17 protein-coding genes are annotated in these 19,717 nt (G+C 71.5%); 7 read left to right on the top strand and 10 right to left on the bottom strand.

What is annotated here, in order from left to right; translation table 11 throughout:
• The first annotated feature begins 31 nt into the window (after positions 1–31).
• The 4 genes from AB0A69_RS28140 to AB0A69_RS28125 are packed head-to-tail and all read left to right on the top strand — an operon-like array spanning position 32 to position 6,538.
• Complete coding sequence (locus AB0A69_RS28140; protein ID WP_361427870.1) at positions 32–1,288, top strand: glycosyltransferase; 1,257 nt, start codon at positions 32–34, stop codon at positions 1,286–1,288.
• Positions 1,285–2,919 carry a phospholipid carrier-dependent glycosyltransferase gene (locus AB0A69_RS28135; RefSeq protein ID WP_361427868.1) on the top strand — a complete coding sequence of 545 codons (1,635 nt, stop codon included), beginning with the start codon at positions 1,285–1,287 and terminating at the stop codon, positions 2,917–2,919. The genes AB0A69_RS28140 and AB0A69_RS28135 overlap by 4 nt, the downstream gene beginning before the upstream one ends.
• The gene (locus AB0A69_RS28130; protein WP_361427866.1) at positions 2,916–4,097 is read left to right on the top strand and encodes a glycosyltransferase family 2 protein; all 1,182 of its coding nucleotides are present in this window, start codon (positions 2,916–2,918) and stop codon (positions 4,095–4,097) included. The genes AB0A69_RS28135 and AB0A69_RS28130 overlap by 4 nt, the downstream gene beginning before the upstream one ends.
• A 50-nt stretch (positions 4,098–4,147) precedes the next feature.
• The gene (locus tag AB0A69_RS28125) at positions 4,148–6,538 is read left to right on the top strand and encodes a galactose oxidase-like domain-containing protein (RefSeq protein WP_361427963.1); all 2,391 of its coding nucleotides are present in this window, start codon (positions 4,148–4,150) and stop codon (positions 6,536–6,538) included.
• Here the strand turns inward: AB0A69_RS28125 and AB0A69_RS28120 are convergent.
• Together AB0A69_RS28120 and AB0A69_RS28115 are read right to left on the bottom strand one after the other, a co-directional pair.
• Positions 6,516–7,133 (bottom strand): TetR family transcriptional regulator, encoded by a 618-nt coding sequence (locus AB0A69_RS28120; protein ID WP_361427864.1) that lies wholly within the window; start codon positions 7,131–7,133, stop codon positions 6,516–6,518. The two genes, AB0A69_RS28125 and AB0A69_RS28120, sit on opposite strands and share 23 nt — an antisense overlap.
• Before the next feature lie 18 nt (positions 7,134–7,151).
• Entirely contained in the window at positions 7,152–7,844 is a 693-nt protein-coding gene (locus AB0A69_RS28115; protein ID WP_361427862.1) for a hemolysin III family protein, read from the bottom strand.
• Between the two features lie 238 nt (positions 7,845–8,082).
• Here AB0A69_RS28115 and AB0A69_RS28110 point away from each other — a divergent pair, with 238 nt between their 5' ends.
• Positions 8,083–9,921 carry a phosphoenolpyruvate carboxykinase (GTP) gene (locus tag AB0A69_RS28110; protein ID WP_361427860.1) on the top strand — a complete coding sequence of 613 codons (1,839 nt, stop codon included), beginning with the start codon at positions 8,083–8,085 and terminating at the stop codon, positions 9,919–9,921.
• A gap of 298 nt (positions 9,922–10,219) precedes the next feature.
• Positions 10,220–11,956, top strand: a complete 1,737-nt coding sequence (locus tag AB0A69_RS28105; RefSeq protein ID WP_361427858.1) for an Ig-like domain repeat protein — start codon at positions 10,220–10,222, stop codon at positions 11,954–11,956.
• A gap of 84 nt (positions 11,957–12,040) precedes the next feature.
• On the opposite strand, the gene AB0A69_RS28100 is transcribed toward AB0A69_RS28105, so the two are convergent.
• The 3 genes from AB0A69_RS28100 to AB0A69_RS28090 all read right to left on the bottom strand — a co-directional run bounded on the left by AB0A69_RS28100 (position 12,041) and on the right by AB0A69_RS28090 (position 14,139).
• Complete coding sequence (locus AB0A69_RS28100) at positions 12,041–12,433, bottom strand: hypothetical protein (protein ID WP_361427856.1); 393 nt, start codon at positions 12,431–12,433, stop codon at positions 12,041–12,043.
• Positions 12,434–12,515: 82 nt separating this feature from the next.
• Entirely contained in the window at positions 12,516–13,727 is a 1,212-nt protein-coding gene (locus AB0A69_RS28095; protein ID WP_361427854.1) for a pyridoxal phosphate-dependent aminotransferase, read from the bottom strand.
• A gap of 121 nt (positions 13,728–13,848) precedes the next feature.
• A complete protein-coding gene (locus tag AB0A69_RS28090) occupies positions 13,849–14,139 on the bottom strand; it encodes a hypothetical protein (RefSeq protein WP_361427852.1) in 291 nt (96 codons plus the stop codon).
• A 117-nt stretch (positions 14,140–14,256) separates the two neighbouring features.
• On the opposite strand from AB0A69_RS28090, the gene mptB reads away from it, so the two are divergent.
• A complete protein-coding gene (mptB, locus tag AB0A69_RS28085; RefSeq protein ID WP_361427850.1) occupies positions 14,257–15,693 on the top strand; it encodes a polyprenol phosphomannose-dependent alpha 1,6 mannosyltransferase MptB in 1,437 nt (478 codons plus the stop codon).
• Here the strand turns inward: mptB and AB0A69_RS28080 are convergent.
• The 5 genes from AB0A69_RS28080 to AB0A69_RS28060 form a co-directional block, all read right to left on the bottom strand.
• On the bottom strand, positions 15,686–16,651 hold the full coding sequence (locus tag AB0A69_RS28080) for a hypothetical protein (RefSeq protein WP_361427848.1): 966 nt from the start codon (positions 16,649–16,651) through the stop codon (positions 15,686–15,688). The two genes, mptB and AB0A69_RS28080, sit on opposite strands and share 8 nt — an antisense overlap.
• A complete protein-coding gene (locus AB0A69_RS28075; RefSeq protein WP_361427846.1) occupies positions 16,651–17,640 on the bottom strand; it encodes a hypothetical protein in 990 nt (329 codons plus the stop codon). The genes AB0A69_RS28080 and AB0A69_RS28075 overlap by 1 nt, the downstream gene beginning before the upstream one ends.
• Positions 17,637–18,599, bottom strand: a complete 963-nt coding sequence (locus AB0A69_RS28070) for an ABC transporter ATP-binding protein (RefSeq protein ID WP_361427844.1) — start codon at positions 18,597–18,599, stop codon at positions 17,637–17,639. Before AB0A69_RS28070 ends, AB0A69_RS28075 begins: the two co-directional genes overlap by 4 nt.
• Positions 18,596–19,162, bottom strand: coding sequence for a septum formation family protein (locus tag AB0A69_RS28065; RefSeq protein WP_361427842.1), 567 nt, complete (start codon positions 19,160–19,162; stop codon positions 18,596–18,598). The genes AB0A69_RS28070 and AB0A69_RS28065 overlap by 4 nt, the downstream gene beginning before the upstream one ends.
• A 102-nt stretch (positions 19,163–19,264) precedes the next feature.
• On the bottom strand, positions 19,265–19,579 hold the full coding sequence (locus AB0A69_RS28060; protein WP_361427840.1) for a hypothetical protein: 315 nt from the start codon (positions 19,577–19,579) through the stop codon (positions 19,265–19,267).
• Between the last annotated feature and the right edge of the window lie 138 nt (positions 19,580–19,717).

The following is a 19,717-nucleotide window of genomic DNA, read 5'->3' as shown; positions in this document are numbered from 1 at the left end:
TCACCGCGGCAGGTCCGAGGGGGGACCTTCCGTGCTCCTATCGCTGTTCGTCGCTGCCGTTTCACTGGCGTTGTTCTGGATGGCCGCGTTCACACTCTGGTGGCAGATGCACGCCTGGCGTACGCCGGAGACGCTCGCCGCCACCCGATTCGCCCGCCCGGACGGCCAACAGGGCCTGTCCTTCTCGCTGTTGCTGCCCGCCCGGCACGAACAGCTCGTCCTGGAGCACACCATCGACCGGCTCCGGGAGTCCAGCCACCGCGACTTCGAGATCATCGTGATAGTCGGCCACGACGACCCGGAGACCGCCGAGGTCGCCGAGCGCGCCGCCGCCCGCGACCCCGGGCGCGTACGCGTCGTGGTCGACACCCACGAGACCAAGAACAAGCCGAAGGCGCTCAACACCGCCCTGCCGTACTGCCGGGGCGACGTCGTCGGAGTCTTCGACGCCGAGGACCAGGTCCACCCCGAGCTGCTCGCCCACGTGGACCACGCCTTCACCGCCACCGGCGCCGACGTCGTCCAGGGCGGCGTCCAGCTGATCAACTTCCACTCCAGCTGGTACTCCCTGCGCAACTGCCTGGAGTACTTCTTCTGGTTCCGCTCCCGCCTCCACCTGCACGCCGCCAAGGGCTTCATCCCGCTCGGCGGCAACACCGTCTTCGTCCGCACCGACGTGCTGCGCGAGGCCGGAGGCTGGGACCAGGACTGCCTCGCCGAGGACTGCGACCTGGGCGTACGCCTCTCCAGCACGGGCAAGAAGGTCGTCGTCGCGTACGACGCCGACATGGTCACCCGCGAGGAGACCCCCGGCACCCTGGTGAGCCTGCTCAAGCAGCGCACCCGCTGGAACCAGGGCTTCCTCCAGGTCTACCGCAAGAAGGACTGGCGCCAACTGCCCACCCTCGGCCAGCGGATGCTCGCCCGCTACACCCTCATGACCCCGTTCATGCAGGCCTTCACCGGCGTCGTCATCCCGCTCAACGCCGCGGTCGCCCTCTTCCTCGACGTGCCCGTCGGGATCGCCTTCATCACCTTCCTGCCGATGATCACCGCCCTGGTGACGTTCGTCTTCGAGATCGTCGGACTGCACGACTTCGGCCGCCAGTACGGGCTGCGCGTGCGGTTGGTCCACTACCTGAAGCTCATCGTCGGCGGGCCCTTCTACCAGCTGCTGCTGGCGGGCGCGGCCGTCCGCGCGGTCTGGCGCGAACAGCGCGGCCGCAACGAATGGGAGCTCACCAGCCACGTCGGCGCCCACCTCGTCCGAGAGGAGGCCACCCGATGACCGCGACCCTGCCCGCACCGCACGCCGCCGCCGCCCCGCAGGCGGCCGTCCCGGCGCCGCCCGACAAGAGACGGCTCGTCACCCGGCCCGTCGTCCGCTTCCGCGGCTCGCGCCCCGACCTGGTCCTGTGCGGCGTCCTGCTCGCCGCGATCCTGCTCGTCCAGGGCTGGAACATCCAGCACTACCCCACCCTCAGCGACGACGAGGGCACCTACCTCGCCCAGGCCTGGGCCGTGCAGAACGGCCACGGCCTCGCCCACTACACGTACTGGTACGACCATCCGCCGCTCGGCTGGATGCAGATAGCCGCCCTGACGTGGATACCGTCGCTCCTGGCGCCCGAGTCGATGACGGTCGCCTCCATGCGTTTCGCGATGCTGCTGGTCGCGGCCGCGTCCGCGGTGATGCTGTACGTGCTGGCGCGCCGCCTGTGGCTGCCGCGCTGGGCGGCGGGCCTCGCCATGGCGCTGTTCGGGCTCTCCCCGCTCTCCGTCGTCCTCCAGCGGGAGATCTTCCTCGACAACCTCGCCGTGATGTGGATGCTGCTGGCGTTCTGCCTGGCCGCCTCGCCCAACCGCCACCTCTGGCACCACTTCGGGGCCGGCCTCGCCGCCGCCGTCGGCGTCCTCACCAAGGAGACGATGCTCGTCGTCCTGCCGGCGCTGCTGGTGACGATGTGGCGGCACAGCCACCGCGACACCCGTAAGTTCGCCGTCACCGGCGCCGTCACGGCCTGCGTGCTGATCGGCCTCACGTACCCGCTGTTCGCGCTCCTCAAGGGCGAACTGCTGCCCGGTGCCGGGCACGTGTCGCTGTGGGAGGGCATCACGTACCAGATGAGCCGCCCCGGCTCCGGCTTCATCCTCACCGAGGGCACCGGCTCCCACGGCGTCCTCGAAAGCTGGCTCTACTACGACCGGGTCCTGCCGCTCGGCGGCCTCGCCGGCGCCGCGCTGCTCCTGGTCACCCTCCGCTGGTCGGTCACCGCGCGGGCGCTGGCCGGGCCGGCCCTCGCCGTCGCCATCCTGGCCCTCGTCGCGATGCGCCCCTCCGGCTACCTGCCCGCCATGTACGTCATCCAGGCGCTGCCCTTCCTCGCCCTGGTGCTCGCCGGGGGAGCGGCGAGCGTCGCCCACGCCGTCCTGCGCAAGGGCCGCCCGCTGCCGGGGCTGGTCCCCGCGCGCCGGACGGCCGCCGTCCTGCTCGCGGCGGCCGCCGCGGTGTACGTCGTCCCGCGCTGGTACGACGGCGACCGCACCGCCATGACCGCCGACGCCAACGCCCCCTACCGGGCGGCCGCCTCCTGGCTCTCCCACGAGGTCCCGGACCCGGCGCGCACGCGCGTGCTGGTCGACGACGCGCTCTGGCTCGACCTGGTGCACGCCGGGTACGAGCCGGGGCTCGGCGCCATCTGGTTCTACAAGGCCGACCTCGACCCGGCGGTGACGAAGACCCTGCCCGGCGGCTGGCGGGACCTGGACTACGTCGTCGCCTCCCCGACCGTACGGCGCGACGCGCGTGACCTGCCCAACGTCAAGGCGGCGCTGGAGCATTCGACGCCGGTCGCCACCTTCGGCGAGGGCGAGGAGCGGATCGAGATCCGGAAGATCACCGGAGCGGAGGCCTCTTGACCATCCAGCCCACCGGCGCCGAGCACGTCGCCCCGGTCGCCGGGGACGTACCCGAGCCGGGAGCCGTCACCGTCGTCATCCCCACCTTCAACGAAGCGGGGAACGTACGGGAGCTGCTGCGCCGCATCGCCGACGCCGTGCCCCACCGCGTCCCGTGCGAGGTCGTCTTCGTCGACGACTCCACCGACGACACCCCCGCCGTGATCGCCGACGCCGCCCGGTACTGCCCGTTCCCCGTCACCGTCCTCCACCGCGACACGCCCGACGGCGGCCTCGGCGGCGCCGTCGTCGAGGGCCTCAAGGCCGCCACCGCCGACTGGGTCGTCGTCATGGACGCCGACCTCCAGCACCCGCCCGCGCTCGTCCCCGACCTCCTCGCCACCGGCGAGAAGGAGGGCGCCGACCTGGTCGTCGCCAGCCGTTACCTCCCGGGCGGCAGCCGCGCCGGACTGGCGGGCGGCTACCGCGTCGCCGTCTCCCGCGGGGCCACCTGGCTCGCCAAGGGGGCCTTCCCGCGCGCCCTCGGCTCCGTCAGCGACCCGATGAGCGGCTTCTTCGCCATCCGGCGCTCCGCGGTGACGGCGGACGCCCTCAAGCCCCTCGGCTACAAGATCCTGCTGGAGCTGGCCGTACGGTGCCGGCCGACCGGGGTCGCCGAGGTGCCGTTCGTCTTCGAGGAGCGGTACGCCGGCGAGTCCAAGTCCACGGCGAAGGAGGGCCTGCGCTTCCTGCGCCACCTCGTCGAGCTGCGCACCGCGTCGCCGCTCGCGCGCATGGCCGCCTTCGGACTGATCGGCCTCACCGGCTTCGTACCGAACCTCGCCGCCCTGTACGTCCTGACCGGCCTCGGGGTGCACTACCTCCCGGCCGAGATCCTCGCCAACCAGTTCGGCGTCGCCTGGAACTTCCTCCTCATCGAGGTGCTGCTCTTCCGCGACCGCCGCCACCACCGCCACTGGGCCGACCGCGTCGGCCGCTTCGCGCTGCTCGCCAACGCCGACCTCGTCGTGCGCATCCCGCTGATCGCCCTGTTCGTCGGGCAGCTCCAGCTGTCGGCGCTGCCCGCCACCGCCCTCGCGCTGCTGACCACCTTCGTCCTGCGGTTCGCGGGGACGGAGGCGCTGGTCTACCTGCCCCGCAGAGCGCGTGCGGCCCGCACGGGAAGGAACCCCCGGTGAAACGGACCCCTCGACGAAGGCGGGGAGTGGCGCTGTTCGCCATCGGCGCCATGACCTCCGGCCTGCTCCTGGCGGCCCAGCCCCCGGCCGCCGCCGGGGTCAACCTCATCAAGAACCCCGGTTTCGAGACCCCGGGGACCGGCCACGACGGCATGCCCGCCTGCTGGTCCACGTCCGGCTGGGGCGACAACGACGCCACCTTCACCACGACCACGGACGCCCACTCCGGCACCGGCGCCATGAAGGTCGAGCTGACCCGCCGGGTCGACGGCGACCGCAAGGCCCTGATCACCGAGTCCGACGCGTGCGCCCCGCCCGTCGTCGCCGGGCGGCAGTACGACCTGTCCCTCTGGTACAAGTCGACGACTCCCGACACGGCGATCACCCTCTTCCGGCACGACACGGGCGCGGGCTGGCAGTACTGGACGGACCTCAAGACCCTCCCGATGGCCGGCGCGTACACCCGGGCCGAGGTGCGCACGCCCGCCGTACCGCCGGGCACGGACCGCATCGCCTGGGGCGTGTCCGTCTTCGGCACCGGCAGCGTCACCACCGACGACTACGTGATGGAGGAGGTCGCGGCCCCCGCGCCCGACCCGGTCTGCACGGGCACGGCCGAGGAGTGCGCGAAGGGCAAGTGGGAGGTGCTGGGCGTCAAGAACCCGGTCCGCTCCATGCATTCGGTGGTCCTCCACAACGGGAAGGTGCTGCTGATCGCGGGGTCCGGCAACGACCCGGAGATGTTCAAGGCGGGCACCTTCACCTCCGCCGTCTACGACCCGGCCAACGGCTCCTTCAAGACCATCCCGACCCCCGTCGACATGTTCTGCGCCGGCCATGTGCAGCTGTCCGACGGCCGGGTGCTGGTCATGAGCGGCAACAAGGGCTACCCGTCCGCCGACGGCAAGATCGGCTACCAGGGCCTGAAGGACTCGTACGTCTTCGACCCCGCGACCGAGTCGTACACCAGGACCAACGACATGCACGACGGCCACTGGTACCCGTCGGCGACGATCCTCGGCAACGGCGACGTGATCTCCTTCGGCGGCCTGAAGGAGGACTCCACCGGCAACGTGACGGCGGAGAGGTTCTCCGCCGCGCAGAACAAGTGGCTGCCGACGAACGAGGTCAAGCAGACCTGGTCGTACTGGGGCCTGTACCCGTCGATGATCCTCATGCAGGACGGGCGGCTGTTCTACTCCGGCAGCCACACCTTCGGCAACGGCACCCCCGGCACCGGCGCCTCCATCTACGACTACGACAAGAACACCATCACCGACGTGCCGGGCCTGCGGAACAAGGACGAGCGCGACGAGTCCGCCAGCGTGCTGCTGCCCCCGGCGCAGGACCAGCGGGTGCTGACCATCGGCGGCGGCAACAACGAGCGGAACCCCGCCGCCAACCGCCTCACCGACATCATCGACCTCAAGCAGCCCAACCCGGCGTACGTCGCCGGCCCGCCCCTCCCGCAGGGCCTGGTCGACCAGGGCCAGGGCAAGCGCCCGCAGACCGGCGACGAGGGCAAGATGTACGTCTCGGCGGTGCTGCTGCCCGACGGCAAGGTCCTGGAGACCGGCGGCGCGCTGCACGACCGGGCCGACCCGGTGTACGAGGCGTCGCTCTTCGACCCGGCCACCGACACCTACCAGGCGGGCATGGCCGCCGACCCGGTCCCGCGCGGCTACCACTCCTCGGCGTTCCTGCTGCCCGACGGCCGGGTGATGGCTGTCGGCGACAACCCCGGCAACGGCTCGTACAACCACGACGTGTCCATCTACACGCCGCCGTACCTGCTCAAGGGCCCGCGTCCCAAGATCACCTCGGTGATCGACGGCCGCTGGAACTACGGCGACACCCAGCGGATCACGGTGGACCGGCCGATCGCCAAGGCGGAGCTGATCCGGCCGGCGGCCGTCACCCACTCCTCCGACCCCAACCAGCGGTTCGTCGACCTGCCGCTGTCCGTCATCGACGACCGGACGGTCGACCTGAACGTCACCGGGAACCCGAACCTCGCCCCGCCCGGCTGGTACATGCTCTTCGCGGTCGACGCGCACGGCGTCCCGTCCCTCGCCCAGTGGGTGCACCTCGGCGGGCCCGCGGCGATGGCGGCGGAGGCGGAGAGGTCGGCGCACGTCCACGACTTCGCCGGCGACCTCGCCGCCGCGCCGAAGAAGCCGCTGAAGAAGCGGGACTCGGCCCCGGTCAGCCCGCGGATCGCCGGGTGCGACCGGCACTACGGCACGGCCGGGGTGTGCGTGCCGACGGCGTTCCCGGCGTCGGTGAAGGCGACGACGAAGGCCCGCTGCGACTGGCTGGCGGCGCACGACTACGGCCGCCTGAAGGTCAATGGCAAGGACGACCCGCTCCGGCTCGACCCGAACCGCGACGGCCTGGCCTGCGGAAAGGGGGACACCGCTACAGGGAAGGGCCGCCGCTGAGCGTGTCGAACGCCCGGTCGATGAGCGCGATCAGATCGTCCCGCTGGTCGCGCTCCGCCCAATGGAGCAGCACCTCGCGCAGCGCGCCCATGACGGCGGCGGTGAAGACCCGCACCTCCAGGTCGTCCGCGGCCCGCCCGGTGCGGTCGGCGAGGACGCGGGACAGCGGCTGGGAGGTCTCGGCCATGGTCTCGGTCATCCGGGCCCGTACGGCCGGGACCTCCACCAGCAGCCGGGCGCGCTGCCGCATCTCCTCCGGCTCGTGCTCCAGGAGCTCGGCCGCGGCCTGCGTGAGCACGGCGTGGAGCGCCCGCAGGGGCTCCTCGCCGGCGGGCCGGGCGCGCAGCGCCGCCTCGATGACCGGGTCGTACTCATCGGTGAGGACGATGTCCTCCTTGGCCGGGAAGTACCGGATGACCGTGCTGGGCGAGACCTCCGCCGCCTCGGCGATCTGTTCGATGGTGGTCGCTTCGTACCCGCGCTCGGCGATCAGCCGGTAGGTGGCCCGTCTGATCGCGATGCGGGTCTTGAGCTTCTTGCGCTCCCGCAGGCCCATGGGCTGACGCGCGGCGAGGAGCGGGGTGCGGGCGGCCATGGAACCCATTGTCGCGGCTCAGGCGTGCTGGTACGCCACCAGCGAGATCCCCACGTAGTGGGCGACGAACGCCGCCAGGGTGAGGGAGTGGAACACCTCGTGGAAGCCGAACCAGCGCGGTGACGGGTTCGGCCGCTTGAAGCCGTACACCACGCCGCCCGCGCTGTAGAGCAGGCCGCCGACGACCACCAGGACCAGCACGGCGATGCCGCCCTTGCGGGCGAAATCCGGCAGGAAGAAGACGGCCGCCCAGCCCATCGCGATGTAGCACGGCGTGTACAGCCAGCGCGGGGCGCCGACCCAGAACACCCGGAACGCGATCCCCGCCACCGCAGCCGCCCAGACCGCCCACAGCAGCACCCGCCCGGTGGAGTCGGGGAGGAGGAGCAGCGTCAGCGGGGTATAGGTGCCCGCGATGATCAGAAAGATATTGGCGTGGTCGAGCCGACGCAGTACGGCGGTGGCGCGCGGGCCCCAGTCGCCCCGGTGGTACAGCGCGCTCACGCCGAAGAGCGCGCAGGCGGTGAAGGCGTAGATGCCGCACGCGATCCGGCCGCGCGTGGAGTCGGCCAGCGCGGTCAGGACGATGCCGGCGATCAGTGCGGCGGGGAACATCCCGGCGTGCAGCCAGCCACGCAGCTTCGGCTTCGACACGCTCGGTGTTATCTCGGTCACGTCGTCGGTTTCATCGGGCATGGCCGCTGCAGTCATGTCGGAATGCTACCGACGCCTCCATACGTGGGGTGTTGGAGGCCGATGAGGGAGGTGTGGGGGCGTAATGAGTGGCAATGCTCACGTGAGAGGCCCTCTGGACATATGCGCACCGGACGCGGATGATCAGATGAGTGCGGTCGGCACCGGATGAGCGCCAGGAGATCAATGCCGTGAAGCATCCGGGTCGCAGCCCCCACGGGGCAGACAACCTCAAACCCCTCAACAAGGAGCAATCGTGGCGCGCGACAACGCGGCTCCCTCCACCGTCGTCCCCACCAACCACCGGGAACTGATCTCCTGGGTCGACGAGATCGCAGCAATCACGCAGCCGGACAGCGTCGTCTGGTGCGACGGTTCCGAAGCCGAGTACGAGCGTCTGTGCGACGAGCTCGTCGCCAAGGGCACGTTCCGCAAGCTGGACCCGATCAAGCGCCCGAACTCGTACTACGCCGCGTCCGACCCCTCCGACGTCGCCCGCGTCGAGGACCGCACCTTCATCTGCTCCGAGAAGGAGGAGGACGCGGGCCCCACGAACCACTGGAAGGCCCCCGCCGAGATGCGGGAGATCTTCACGGGTGACGAGGGCATCTTCCGCGGCTCCATGAAGGGCCGCACCATGTACGTGGTCCCCTTCTGTATGGGCCCGCTCGGGTCGCCGCTCTCCGCCATCGGCGTCGAGATCACCGACTCCGCGTACGTCGCCGTCTCCATGCGCACCATGACCCGCATGGGCCAGGCCGTCCTCGACGAGCTCGGCGACGACGGCTTCTTCGTCAAGGCCGTCCACACCCTCGGCGCCCCGCTCGCGGAGGGCCAGGAGGACGTGCCGTGGCCCTGCAACACCACCAAGTACATCTCGCACTTCCCGGAGTCCCGCGAGATCTGGTCGTACGGCTCCGGCTACGGCGGCAACGCCCTGCTCGGCAAGAAGTGCTACGCCCTGCGCATCGCGTCCGTCATGGCCCGCGACGAGGGCTGGCTCGCCGAGCACATGCTGATCCTCAAGCTCACGCCGCCGCAGGGCGAGGCGAAGTACGTCGCCGCGGCCTTCCCGTCCGCCTGCGGCAAGACGAACCTCGCGATGCTGGAGCCCACGATCTCCGGCTGGACCGTCGAGACGATCGGCGACGACATCGCGTGGATGCGGTTCGGCGAGGACGGCCGGCTGTACGCGATCAACCCCGAGGCGGGCTTCTTCGGCGTCGCGCCCGGCACCGGCGAGCACACCAACGCCAACGCCATGAAGACCCTGTGGGGCAACGCCGTCTTCACCAACGTCGCGCTCACGGACGACAACGACGTGTGGTGGGAGGGCATGACCGAGGAGGCGCCCAAGCACCTCGTCGACTGGAAGGGCAACGACTGGACGCCGGACTCCGAGACGCCGGCCGCCCACCCCAACGCCCGCTTCACCGTGCCCGCCTCGCAGTGCCCGATCATCGCGCCCGAGTGGGAGGACCCGAAGGGCGTGCCGATCTCGGCGATCCTCTTCGGCGGCCGCCGCGCCACCGCGGTCCCGCTGGTGACCGAGTCCTTCGACTGGCAGCACGGCGTCTTCCTCGGCGCCAACGTGGCGAGCGAGAAGACCGCCGCCGCCGAGGGCAAGGTCGGCGAGCTGCGCCGCGACCCGTTCGCCATGCTGCCGTTCTGCGGCTACAACATGGGCGACTACATGGCCCACTGGATCAAGGTAGGTGAAGACGCCGCGCGGGGAGGGGCCGCCGCCAAGCTGCCGAAGATCTACTACGTCAACTGGTTCCGCAAGAACGACGCGGGCACGTTCGTCTGGCCCGGCTTCGGCGAGAACAGCCGCGTGCTGAAGTGGATCGTGGAGCGCCTCGACGGCAAGGCCGAGGGCGTCGAGACCCCGATCGGCATCCTGCCGACGCGCGAGTCCCTCGACACCGACGGCCTGGAGCTGCCCGACGAGGACCTCGACTTCCTGCTGAAGGTCGACACCGAGGTCTGGCGCGAGGAGGCGGCCCTCATCCCCGAGCACCTCAACACCTTCGGTGACCACACGCCGAAGGAGCTGTGGGACGAGTACCGCTCGCTGGTCGCCCGCCTGGGCTGACCCGCGCCAAGACCTCGCGGCGGGTCAGCCTGCATCCGCCCTGACCTGTGGGTTCACGAATGACCCGCCGCGATGCACCGGCCCCCGGAGCCCCCTCAGGCTCCGGGGGCCGATTTGCGCGGGCCGGATTTTTCCGCGCCTGCTTTTCGAACTCCTGTGTGCAATCTGTGCACAGCGGTTACATTTCCCCCACGTGTCCCTCTCCTCGCGGAGGGGGCAACCATGCCTGTGGGGGGCCCAGTTGAGTACGTCCGTAGCATCCGCACCGTCCGCACCGTCCGCACCGTCCGCACCGTCCGTGCGTTCCCGGCGGCGCGCCACATCCACGCTCGTCGCCCTCGCACTCACCCTCGGCACGGCCGGCCTGGCCACGGCCGTCGCGCCCGCCGCGTACGCCGCCGAGGCGAGCGACGTCGTCGCCAAGCTGCCGATCTCCTCGTACTCCGCGATGGCCGTCGACTCCGCGCACGAGCGCGTGTACATCGCGGACAAGCAGTCCTACTACTACAACGACAAGGGCCGGGTCCTCGTCTACAACTTCCAGGGCCAGCAGGTCGCGGTCCTGACCGGCACCGGCCCGGTCACCGGGCTCGCGCTGAGCGCCGACGGCGCGACGCTGTACGCCGGTGAGCGCGAGTTCATCGCCGCGTACGACACCGGCACGCTCCAGCAGACCGGCCGGACCCCGGCGTACAGCGAGACGTGCGGTCGTGAACTCGCCTTCTCGGGCGGCAAGCAGTGGCATACCAGGGGGAACGCCCCGTACGACTCCGAGTGCGCGTACGCCGTCCACGCCCTCGACTCCGTCAGCGGCGGTGTCCAGGCCGCCACCGGCTGGAACGTCACCGGCCGGATGCTGCTGGAGACCGGTGCGGGCGCCGAGAACCGCCTCTTCATGGGCCAGGCCAAGAACGAGAAGGCCACCGACCCGGCCCTGACCTCCTTCGACAGCAGCGGGGAGACCCCGGTGCGCGGCGACTCGCGCCGCTTCGCGGACGCCGAGGGCAAGGGCGGCCTGGACCTCAAGGACCTGGCGGTCAGCGCGGACGGCAAGCACCTCGCGGTCGCCGACGCCGCGTACGGCACCCGGCTGCTGAACTCCGGTGACCTGCTCGACGCCCCGACCCCGTACCAGCCGCTGCCCGAGGGAGCGGTCGCCTCCGGGGTCGCCTTCAGCGGGGACGGGAAGTACATCGCCCGCGGCGCCTCGGCCGGCGGCTCCACGCCGGACCTGCTGATCCAGCCGGCCGACCCGGCCAACGGCACCACCGCGCTGGAGTTCGCCTACGAGGGCGAGCTCGACGGCAGCCGGGTCGTCCCGCGCGGCATGGAGTGGTCCGCGGACGGCTCCCGGCTCTTCGCGCTCACCACCAACGCCGGCGGCAACGCCTTCTGGCTGCACGTCATCCAGCCGCCGGCCGCGCAGTACGACTCCCGCTTCACCGGCACGCTCACCTCCACCCCCGCCCAGGCCGTCATCGGCGAGCCGGTCGGCATCCGGGGCCGGCTGGAGCTGGACGGCCCGGCGCCCGTCGAACCGGCCAAGGTCACGGCCGTACGCACCGACGCCGACGGCACCCGGAAGACCGCCGCCGCCGAGGTCGCCGCCGACGGGACGTTCACCGTGCTGGACGTGCCCTCGCGGGTGGGGCAGTCGACGTACACGCTCTCCTTCCTCGGCGACCTCACCCACCGGCCGGCCGAGGACGTCAGCCTGATCGTGTCCGTGGCCAAGGCGCCCACCGCGATCGCGCTGACCGCGCCCGCCGAAGCGTCCAAGAGCGCGGGCCTGGAGATCACGGGCAGGCTCACCACGCAGGGCCCGGCGCTGCCGCAGGGGCTGACGCTCGGGGTGCAGCGCGCCGACCGGCTGGGCAGCGGGACCCTCACCTCGGTGGCGGTCGCGGCGGACGGCACGTTCCGCATCAACGACCTGCCGAGGACGCGGGGCGCGGTGACGTACACGGTGACGTACGCCGGTGACGACACGCACGCGGCGTCGAGCGCCGCGGCGACGGTGCGGGTGGTCCGCTGACGCCACCGCCGCTGAGCTCCCCTCGGGGAGCGGGGTGGGTGGCACCCGGCCCGCGCGCCTGAGACGGCCGCGGGCCGGGGCCGTTCAGAGGGCGCCGACCGGGCGCGGCCGCTCCAGTGCGGCGCTGTGCGCGTCCATGCGCTCGGCGGCGAGGATCGCGGCGGCCGTGTCGGCGCGGGAGGCGGCGACGACCAGGGCCCGGCCCGCGAGGGTGTGGGCGCGGCGGTGCAGATCCGCCGGCTCGGCTCCGGTGAGGCCCGCGTGCCGGGCCGGCGGCGCGCCGCGCAGCCGGGCGACCTGCTGGGCGATGCGCTCCGCCGCCGCGTCGTCGCCCAGCTCGTCGGTGACGGCGAGCAGCGCGGCGAGGTGTCCGGCGAGCTGGATGTCCAGCTCCTCCTCGCGGGAGCGGTGCGGGATCCGGTCCTGGGCGTCGCCGGCCATCCGGTGGACCGACTTGGTGCGGATCGGTTCGTACATGGTGGACGGCCTCCTGCTCTTGGACAGGAGGCCATCCTACATTGGAATCTGTCTAAAGTTGAGTTCGCTTTAAGTGCCGGGTTCAGGGCTGGCTGTAGCCGTCCAGGAAGTTCCCGATGCGCGTCACCGCGTCCGCCAGGTCCGTCGCGTTCGGCAGGGTCACGATCCGGAAGTGGTCCGGCTCGTGCCAGTTGAAGCCCGTCCCGTGCACCACCATGATCTTCTCGGCCCGCAGCAGGTCGAGCACCATCTGCCGGTCGTCCTTGATCTTGAAGACGTTCGGGTCCAGCCGCGGGAAGAGGTACAGCGCGCCCTTCGGCTTCACGCACGTGACGCCCGGGATCTGCACCAGCAGGTCGTACGCCACGTCCCGCTGCTCCAGCAGCCGCCCGCCCGGCTGCACCAGGGCCTCGATCGACTGCCGGCCCTGCAGCGCGGCGGCGATCGCGTGCTGCGCCGGCATGTTGGCGCACAGCCGCATGTTGGCGAGGATCGTCAGCCCCTCGATGTACGAGGAGGCGTGCGCCTTCGGGCCGCACACCGCCAGCCAGCCGCTGCGGTAGCCGGCCACCCGGTAGTTCTTCGACATGCCGTTGAACGTCAGCACCAGCAGGTCGGGCGCGATCGCGGCGGTCGGGGTGTGCGTGGCGCCGTCGTAGAGGATCTTGTCGTAGATCTCGTCCGAGCAGACGACCAGGTTGTGGCGGCGGGCGATCTCCGTCAGGCCGCGCAGCATCTCGTCGTCGTACACCGCGCCCGTGGGGTTGTTCGGGTTGATGATGACGATCGCCTTGGTGCGGTCGGTGATCCTGCGCTCGATGTCGGCGAGGTCCGGCATCCAGTCCGCCTGCTCGTCGCAGCGGTAGTGCACCGCCGTACCGCCGGCCAGGGAGACGGACGCCGTCCACAGCGGGTAGTCCGGCGCCGGTACGAGCACCTCGTCGCCGTCGTCGAGCAGCGCCTGCATGGACATCTGGATGAGCTCGGAGACACCGTTGCCGAGGTAGATGTCCTCGACCGAGAGGGGGATGCCCTTGGTCTCGTAGTGGCTCATCACCGCGCGCCGGGCGGAGAGCAGGCCCTTCGCGTCGCCGTAGCCGTGCGACTCGCCGAGGTTGCGGAGGATGTCCTCCAGGATCGCGGGCGGGCACTCGAACCCGAAGGCGGCGGGGTTGCCGGTGTTGAGCTTGAGGATCCGGTGACCTGCAGCCTCCAGCCGCATCGCCTCCTCGAGCACCGGGCCGCGGATTTCGTAACAGACGTTGGCGAGCTTCGTGGACTGGATCACCTGCATATCGCGAGCTTACGGCGGTGGCGGGAGGGGCGCCTCGTGTTTTGTGCCACTCGGCGCCCGGCCCGGACCGCTGTCGTCGACGGAATGGGCGACGGATTCGACGACGGATTCGGCGACGGAATCAGCGGACGAAGAGGCTCATGCCGTCGACGTCCTCCTCCCAGTCGTGCGCCTCGACGATCTCCTCGACCTCGCCCGTGCACCCGGGGAGCTCGTAGACGATCACGACGTCGTTGGTGAGGTTGTAGACGAGCGGCTCGATGGCGTGGAAGTCGTAGCAGCCGCTCGGGTTCGGCACGGCGGTGCGATCGACGTACAGGGTTCCCTGCGCGCCGAACGCGGCGGTGGCGCCGGAGACGGCGACGGCCGCGGCGGCGGCCAGGGTGATGCAGACGGTGGCGATGCGGCGCATGGCGCCTCCCTTGGGGTGAGGGGTGGATCACCACTCACGGTAGGCGGGCGGGTGCTCCCCGCAACCGTGGCTGCTCCGAAGCAGGAGCCCCGCCGCCAGCGCCTAGGCTGGCCGGTCATGTGGGAGATCAGCGCGGTCGGGTACCGCCGACTGGGTGTGGCCGGGGCGGTCGCGGTGGCCGCGGGCGGTTGGGCGGCCGGATCGCTGCCCGCGCGCGACCCGTGGGGCCTGTGGGTGGCGCACGGCACCGCGACCACCGTGGCCGCCGCCGTCCTCGCGTACGCCGGACTCACGCTGCTCATCGCCGCCTGGTGGGGGTACGGGCGCGGCGCCCGTGAGGTGCCCGTACGCGAGACCCTCCGCACCCTGGCCTGGTGGGCCGGGCCGCTGCTGCTCGCGCCGCCGCTCTACAGCGCCGACGCCTACAGCTACATCGCCCAGGGCGCGATGGTCCTCGAAGGACACGACGTCTACGGCGCCGGGCCCTCGGTGCTCGACCCCGGCGGGCTCGGCGGGGACGCGGCGGCGAGCGTCGGCGGGCACTGGACCGACACCCCGGCGCCGTACGGCCCGGTCTTCCTGGCGCTCGCCCAGGCGGTGACCTGGGTGACCGGTGGAACGATCGTGCCGGCCGTCCTCGGCCTGCGGCTGATCGCCGTCGGCGCGCTCGCGTTGACCGCGTGGGCGCTGCGGAGCCTCGCCCGCGAGCGGGGCGGCAGCGAGAGCGGTGCGCTCTGGCTCGGCGCGCTCAACCCGCTGCTGCTGATCCACGTCGTGGGCGGCGTCCACAACGACGGCCTGATGATCGCCCTGATGCTGGCGGGTGTGGTGTGCGCCCTGCGCGGCCGCTGGATCCTCGGCAGCGCGCTCGTCGGTCTCGCCGCCATGGTCAAGTCACCGGCCGCCGTGGCGCTGCTCTTCATCGGCGTGATCGTCGCCCGCGCGGCGGCGGGCCCCCGCGCCCGGCGCCTCGCCACAGGCCTGCTGGCCCCCGGCCTGGTCGCCGCGGCGGTCGCCGCCGCCGCGACACTGCTGACGGGCACCGGCTTCGGCTGGCTCCGCACCCAGGGCGTCGCCGGGACGATCCACACCGCCCTGTCCGCCACCAGCGACCTCGGTCTCGGCCTCGGCCACGCGCTGCACCTCCTCGCGGGCACGGACCCCGCGCCGGTCAAGGCCGCCGTCCAGCAGCTCGGCCTCGCCGCCGCGCTCGCGCTCATCGCGTACCTGGCCTGGCGCTCCCTGCGCGGCCACCTCCACCCCGCGCACGCCCTGGGCCTGGCCCTCCTCGCCCTGGTCGCCCTCTCGCCGGTGGTGCAGCCCTGGTACCTCCTGTGGAGCGTGACCGCGCTCGCCGCCACCGCCACGCCCGACAGCCGGATCGTCCCCGCCCTCGCGGTCCTGTCGGCCGCCCTGCCGTACGAGACCCAGCCGTCGGGGCACACCCCGGCGTACGGCTTCGTCCTGGCCGGGCTCGTGTGCGTGGGCGGGGCCTGGCTGGTGCGACGGGAGCGGCGCGCGCCGGTCCCGTCGGGGTCCGGGACGCTCAGCTGATGTCCTGGCGCAGGAAACGCCAGGCGGCGGCCGACACCACCGGTACGAGATGGAGCATCAGACCGAGGAACGCCTGCGTGGCCGTCGTCCCCTCCCGCATCGCCGCACACGCGATGTCCCCGACGCATGTCGTCCGGTCGGACGCCATGAGAAGCCGCTCGTCGAAGACGGCGAAGGTGATGCCGGACAGGTGGTACTCCACCAGCCCGGGCGCGTAGTCCTTGACCAGCCGTTCCCCGGCGACGAGATACACGAGGGCGATCCCGAGCGCGGTGACCTGACTGCGTGCCAGCATTCCCAGGCCGTACCCGATGAGCGCCATCAGCCCGACGAACAGCGCTCCCCGGACGGCTATCACGCTCACGACCCACCAGTAGTGTCCGTCCGTGCCTGCCGACGTCCCCCTGAACTGGGCCACGACGAGCAGGAGCGGCAGCAGCAGCGCCACCGCGAGCAGCGTCATGGCCACGACGACGGCCGCCACGAGCAGGCCTCGCACCGCGAAGAGGCGCAACCGGCGGGGCTCGGCCGCGGTGAGGGTCAGCATGACGCGGGTGGACCAGTCCCTGCCGCCGCTGAACAGGCCGAGCACCAGCGCGATGATGGAGAGGCCGGTGCACACGGCCCGCAGGTCCACGAACGACGCCTTGGCCATCTGATAGCGGGGATCGTCGAAGAAGGAACGCGGCGACAGTTCCTCCCAGGTGCCCACCGGTCGCCGCGCGGCCTCCTCGACGTACCGGCGGTGCGCCTCCTCGGCCGCGCCCCAGGCGGCGGACACGTCGGTGTGGTGGCCGGCGAACGCCGCGGCGGCGTAGAGCAGCAGCAGTGGCGCCAGCGCGTACAGGAACCAGCGGACGGGGCGCGGGCTCACCAGGCGGTGGAGTTCGGCCCTGGCCAGACGTGCCAGCGGCAGTGTCCGGGCGCGGCCCGGGGCGGCGGCGAGGGGCGTCGTCATCAGGTGATGTCCGTTCTGGTGGAGCGCCACAGAGCCAGGAGCAGCACCGGACCGAGATACAGCAGCACGCCGACGAAGCCGTCTGCGGTGGTCAGGTCGACGTGCGCCGCCTCGCAGCCCGGCCCGGCGAAGCAGTCGGACTCGGCCAGCGGGACCACGGGTTTCTCGTTGAGGACGGCGAAGACGAGGCCATCCATGTCGTACTCCGCCAGCCGGGGGCCCCGCCCGCCGAAGATCCGGTCCGCGCTCGCCAGGTAGAGGAAGGCGATCGCCAGTGCCGGCGAGGTGCCCCGGACGAGCATGGCGAGGGCGTAACCCAGCAGGGCGAGCAGGGCGACGAGGACGATGCCGCGCAGGTACTGGCTCGTCAGGGCGGCCCAGTACGAGCCGTCCAGGCCGCCGGTCGAGCCGCAGCTCACCGCGGCCAGCAGCAGCAGCGGGACCAACAGGGCACCTGCCACGGCGGTGGCACCCGCGGCCACGCCTCCGACCAGGAGCGCACGGGTGCCGAACAGTCGTGCGCGGCGCGGCTCGACGGTGGCCAGCGTGAGCATGACGCGGGACGACCAGTCCCTCCCGCCGCTGAAGATGCCGAAGACGACGGCGGCGGCCGCCAGTGCGCCGATGAGCGTGCGCAGGTCCGCGAAGGAGAGCGGGTCCATGAGGTAGCGGGGATCCTCGAAGAAGGTCCGCGGGCCGACGGCCTCGTTCGTGGGGAGGCCGAACTCGGCCGCGTCCGACTGGAACCGCCGGAAGCGTGCCTGGGCCTCCAGCCAGGCTTGAGACGTGTCCGCGTCGTGCAGCAACAGCTTGGACAGGCCGAAGAGGACGACGGTGACCGGGACCAACACGGCGCCGATGCGTGTGCCGCGAGGAGCGAGCAGACGGTGCAGCTCGGCGGCGACGAGGCGCCTCCAGGACGGTGGGTGCGAGGGGGACGCGACACGCGGCACGGGTTCGGCCGCCACGACGGGGAGCTCGCGGTTCACGCGAGGGCCTCGTCCGCCTTGTGGATGGCCGCGATGTACGCGTCCTCCAACGACGGCTGTTCGAGGCGCACTTCGTGCGGGTAGATGCCTCGATCGGCCAGCAGCCGGGTGATCAGGGGGCTCGACGTGGTGGTCATGATGTGGAGCTCGGGTCCCTGCGCGCCCACCGCCGGAGTCACGGTGTGCGCCCCTTCCTCGAGCGCGGAGCGGGCGGCGGCCACGTCCTCCACCCGCACGACGACGCGCGTCGGCTGGTGGGCGAGCAGCTGGTCCACCGGCTCGTCGCAGATGACCGAGCCGTGCCTGACGATGGTGACGCGATCGCAGACCAGTTCCACTTCCGCAAGGATGTGGGACGAGACGACGATCGTCATCCCGCGCTCGTCGCGCAGCCGGCTGAACAGGGAGCGCATGTCCCTGACGGCCTCGGGATCCAGGCCGTTCATGGGCTCGTCCAGCACGAGCAGATCGGGCGAGGGCAACAGACCGCCGGCTACCCCGAGGCGCTGCTTCATACCGAGGGAGTATCCGGAGTACGGCCGGTGCCCGTCCTGGGTGAGGCCCACGAGCTCCAGTGCTTCGGTGACCGCGTCCCGGCCGGCGCCGTGGAGCTCGGCCAGCAACCGCAGATTGTGCTCGCCGGACAGGGAGCCGGTGAACGCCGGCCCTTCGATCAGGGCGCCCATCCGCGCGGCGATGAACCGCTGACCGGCGGGCAGCCGGTGCCCGAACGCGGTGATCGTGCCGCCGTCGGGACGCACGAGCCCGAGGAGGGCCTTGAGGGCGGTCGTCTTGCCCGAGCCGTTGGGGCCCAGCAGGCCGACGATCGAACCGCGCGGAATCCTCATCGAGAAGCCGTCGAGCGCGGTCTGCCGCTTGCCGCGGGCCGTGCGGAACCGCTTGGTGACGCGGTCGAAACGGACGAGCTCCTCCGCCGGCTCCACTGTCTCGTTCGTCACGAAGTGCCCTGCCCGGCGGCGGTCTTGCCGGCTCCCGCGGCGGCGCCCAGGCTGCCACGTGTGGGCTGGGGATAGGTGATGGCGCAGTAGCCGGTGCGGTTGCCGCTTTCCCAGGACTCCTTGTCGTACGCCATGAAGTGCAACCGGATGCGGGTGCCCGGCGCACCGGCGGCGAGCGGGTCCAGCGCTGCCTGACACGCGGTGCGCAACCTGTCCGCGAGTACGCGCTCGCCGGGGTGCGGCGCGCTCGCGGCCTCGCGGAGGACGGCCTTGGACACGACCTCGAACACGTGCGGGCCGGCACAGTCGACCGTACCGACGCTCTCATCGGCACGCACCGGCCCCCAGTGATTCGAACAGGTACCGGGCGTGAGGCGCCCGTACGGGACGGGGGTGCCCTGCGGCAGCCCCTTCATGGCTTCGAGGGGATTGCCGGCCGTTGGGGGCCGCTCGGCCGACTCGTCCCATGTCGCGTCTGTGGTCGCGCAGCCGGAGACGATGACCGCGGCGGCGAGCGCTACGGCGAGTGTTGCGGCCGGCCGGATGCCGAGGGCTCGGGTCATGACATGTTCGCCTTCGTGTCGTGAAGTGCGCTGCCTGGACAGGGCCGTTGGTGGCGGCCTTGCCCAGGCAGCGGTCAGCTCAGGGCTTCAGGACGTGCGACTTCAGCAGACGATGGTTCCGAAGTAGCTGTCCCAGGTGTCCCCGTCGTCGCCGCCGTTGTTGTCGGCGTACCAGTCCACCACCACGTTGCCGCCAGTGTTGGCTATCGCACCCACGTAGTGGTTGCCGGTGCGGTGAGTGTGACCGGAAGCGGTGCTGGGCGCCTCGGCGCCCCGGTTCCCGTTGATGGTGATCGTCCCCCAGGTGCAGCGCGTGTCCGCGTGCGCCGTCGAGGCGGTTCCCCCCACGAGAACGAGGCCGGAAAGCGCCGCTGCGGCGGTGCCCAGTGCGCTGATGCGGCGCAGGTTCTTCTTCACGATGTATTCCCCTCCTAGAACGTACGTTCCATTCACAACGTGCTTGATCAACGTATTGAGGTGATGGCTCGCCGTCTCCTGGGTTTCGTACTGTTGGCCGGAAGGTGGTCGCGAACCGTTTCGGTCAACTTGTCGAGC

It is taken from the genome of Streptomyces sp. NPDC045431, assembly GCF_040646655.1.
In the GTDB taxonomy this organism is placed as follows: Bacteria; Actinomycetota; Actinomycetes; order Streptomycetales; family Streptomycetaceae; genus Streptomyces.
The sequence above is the reverse complement of the archived record's forward strand: the minus strand, read 5'-3'. Positions and strand labels throughout refer to the sequence as shown.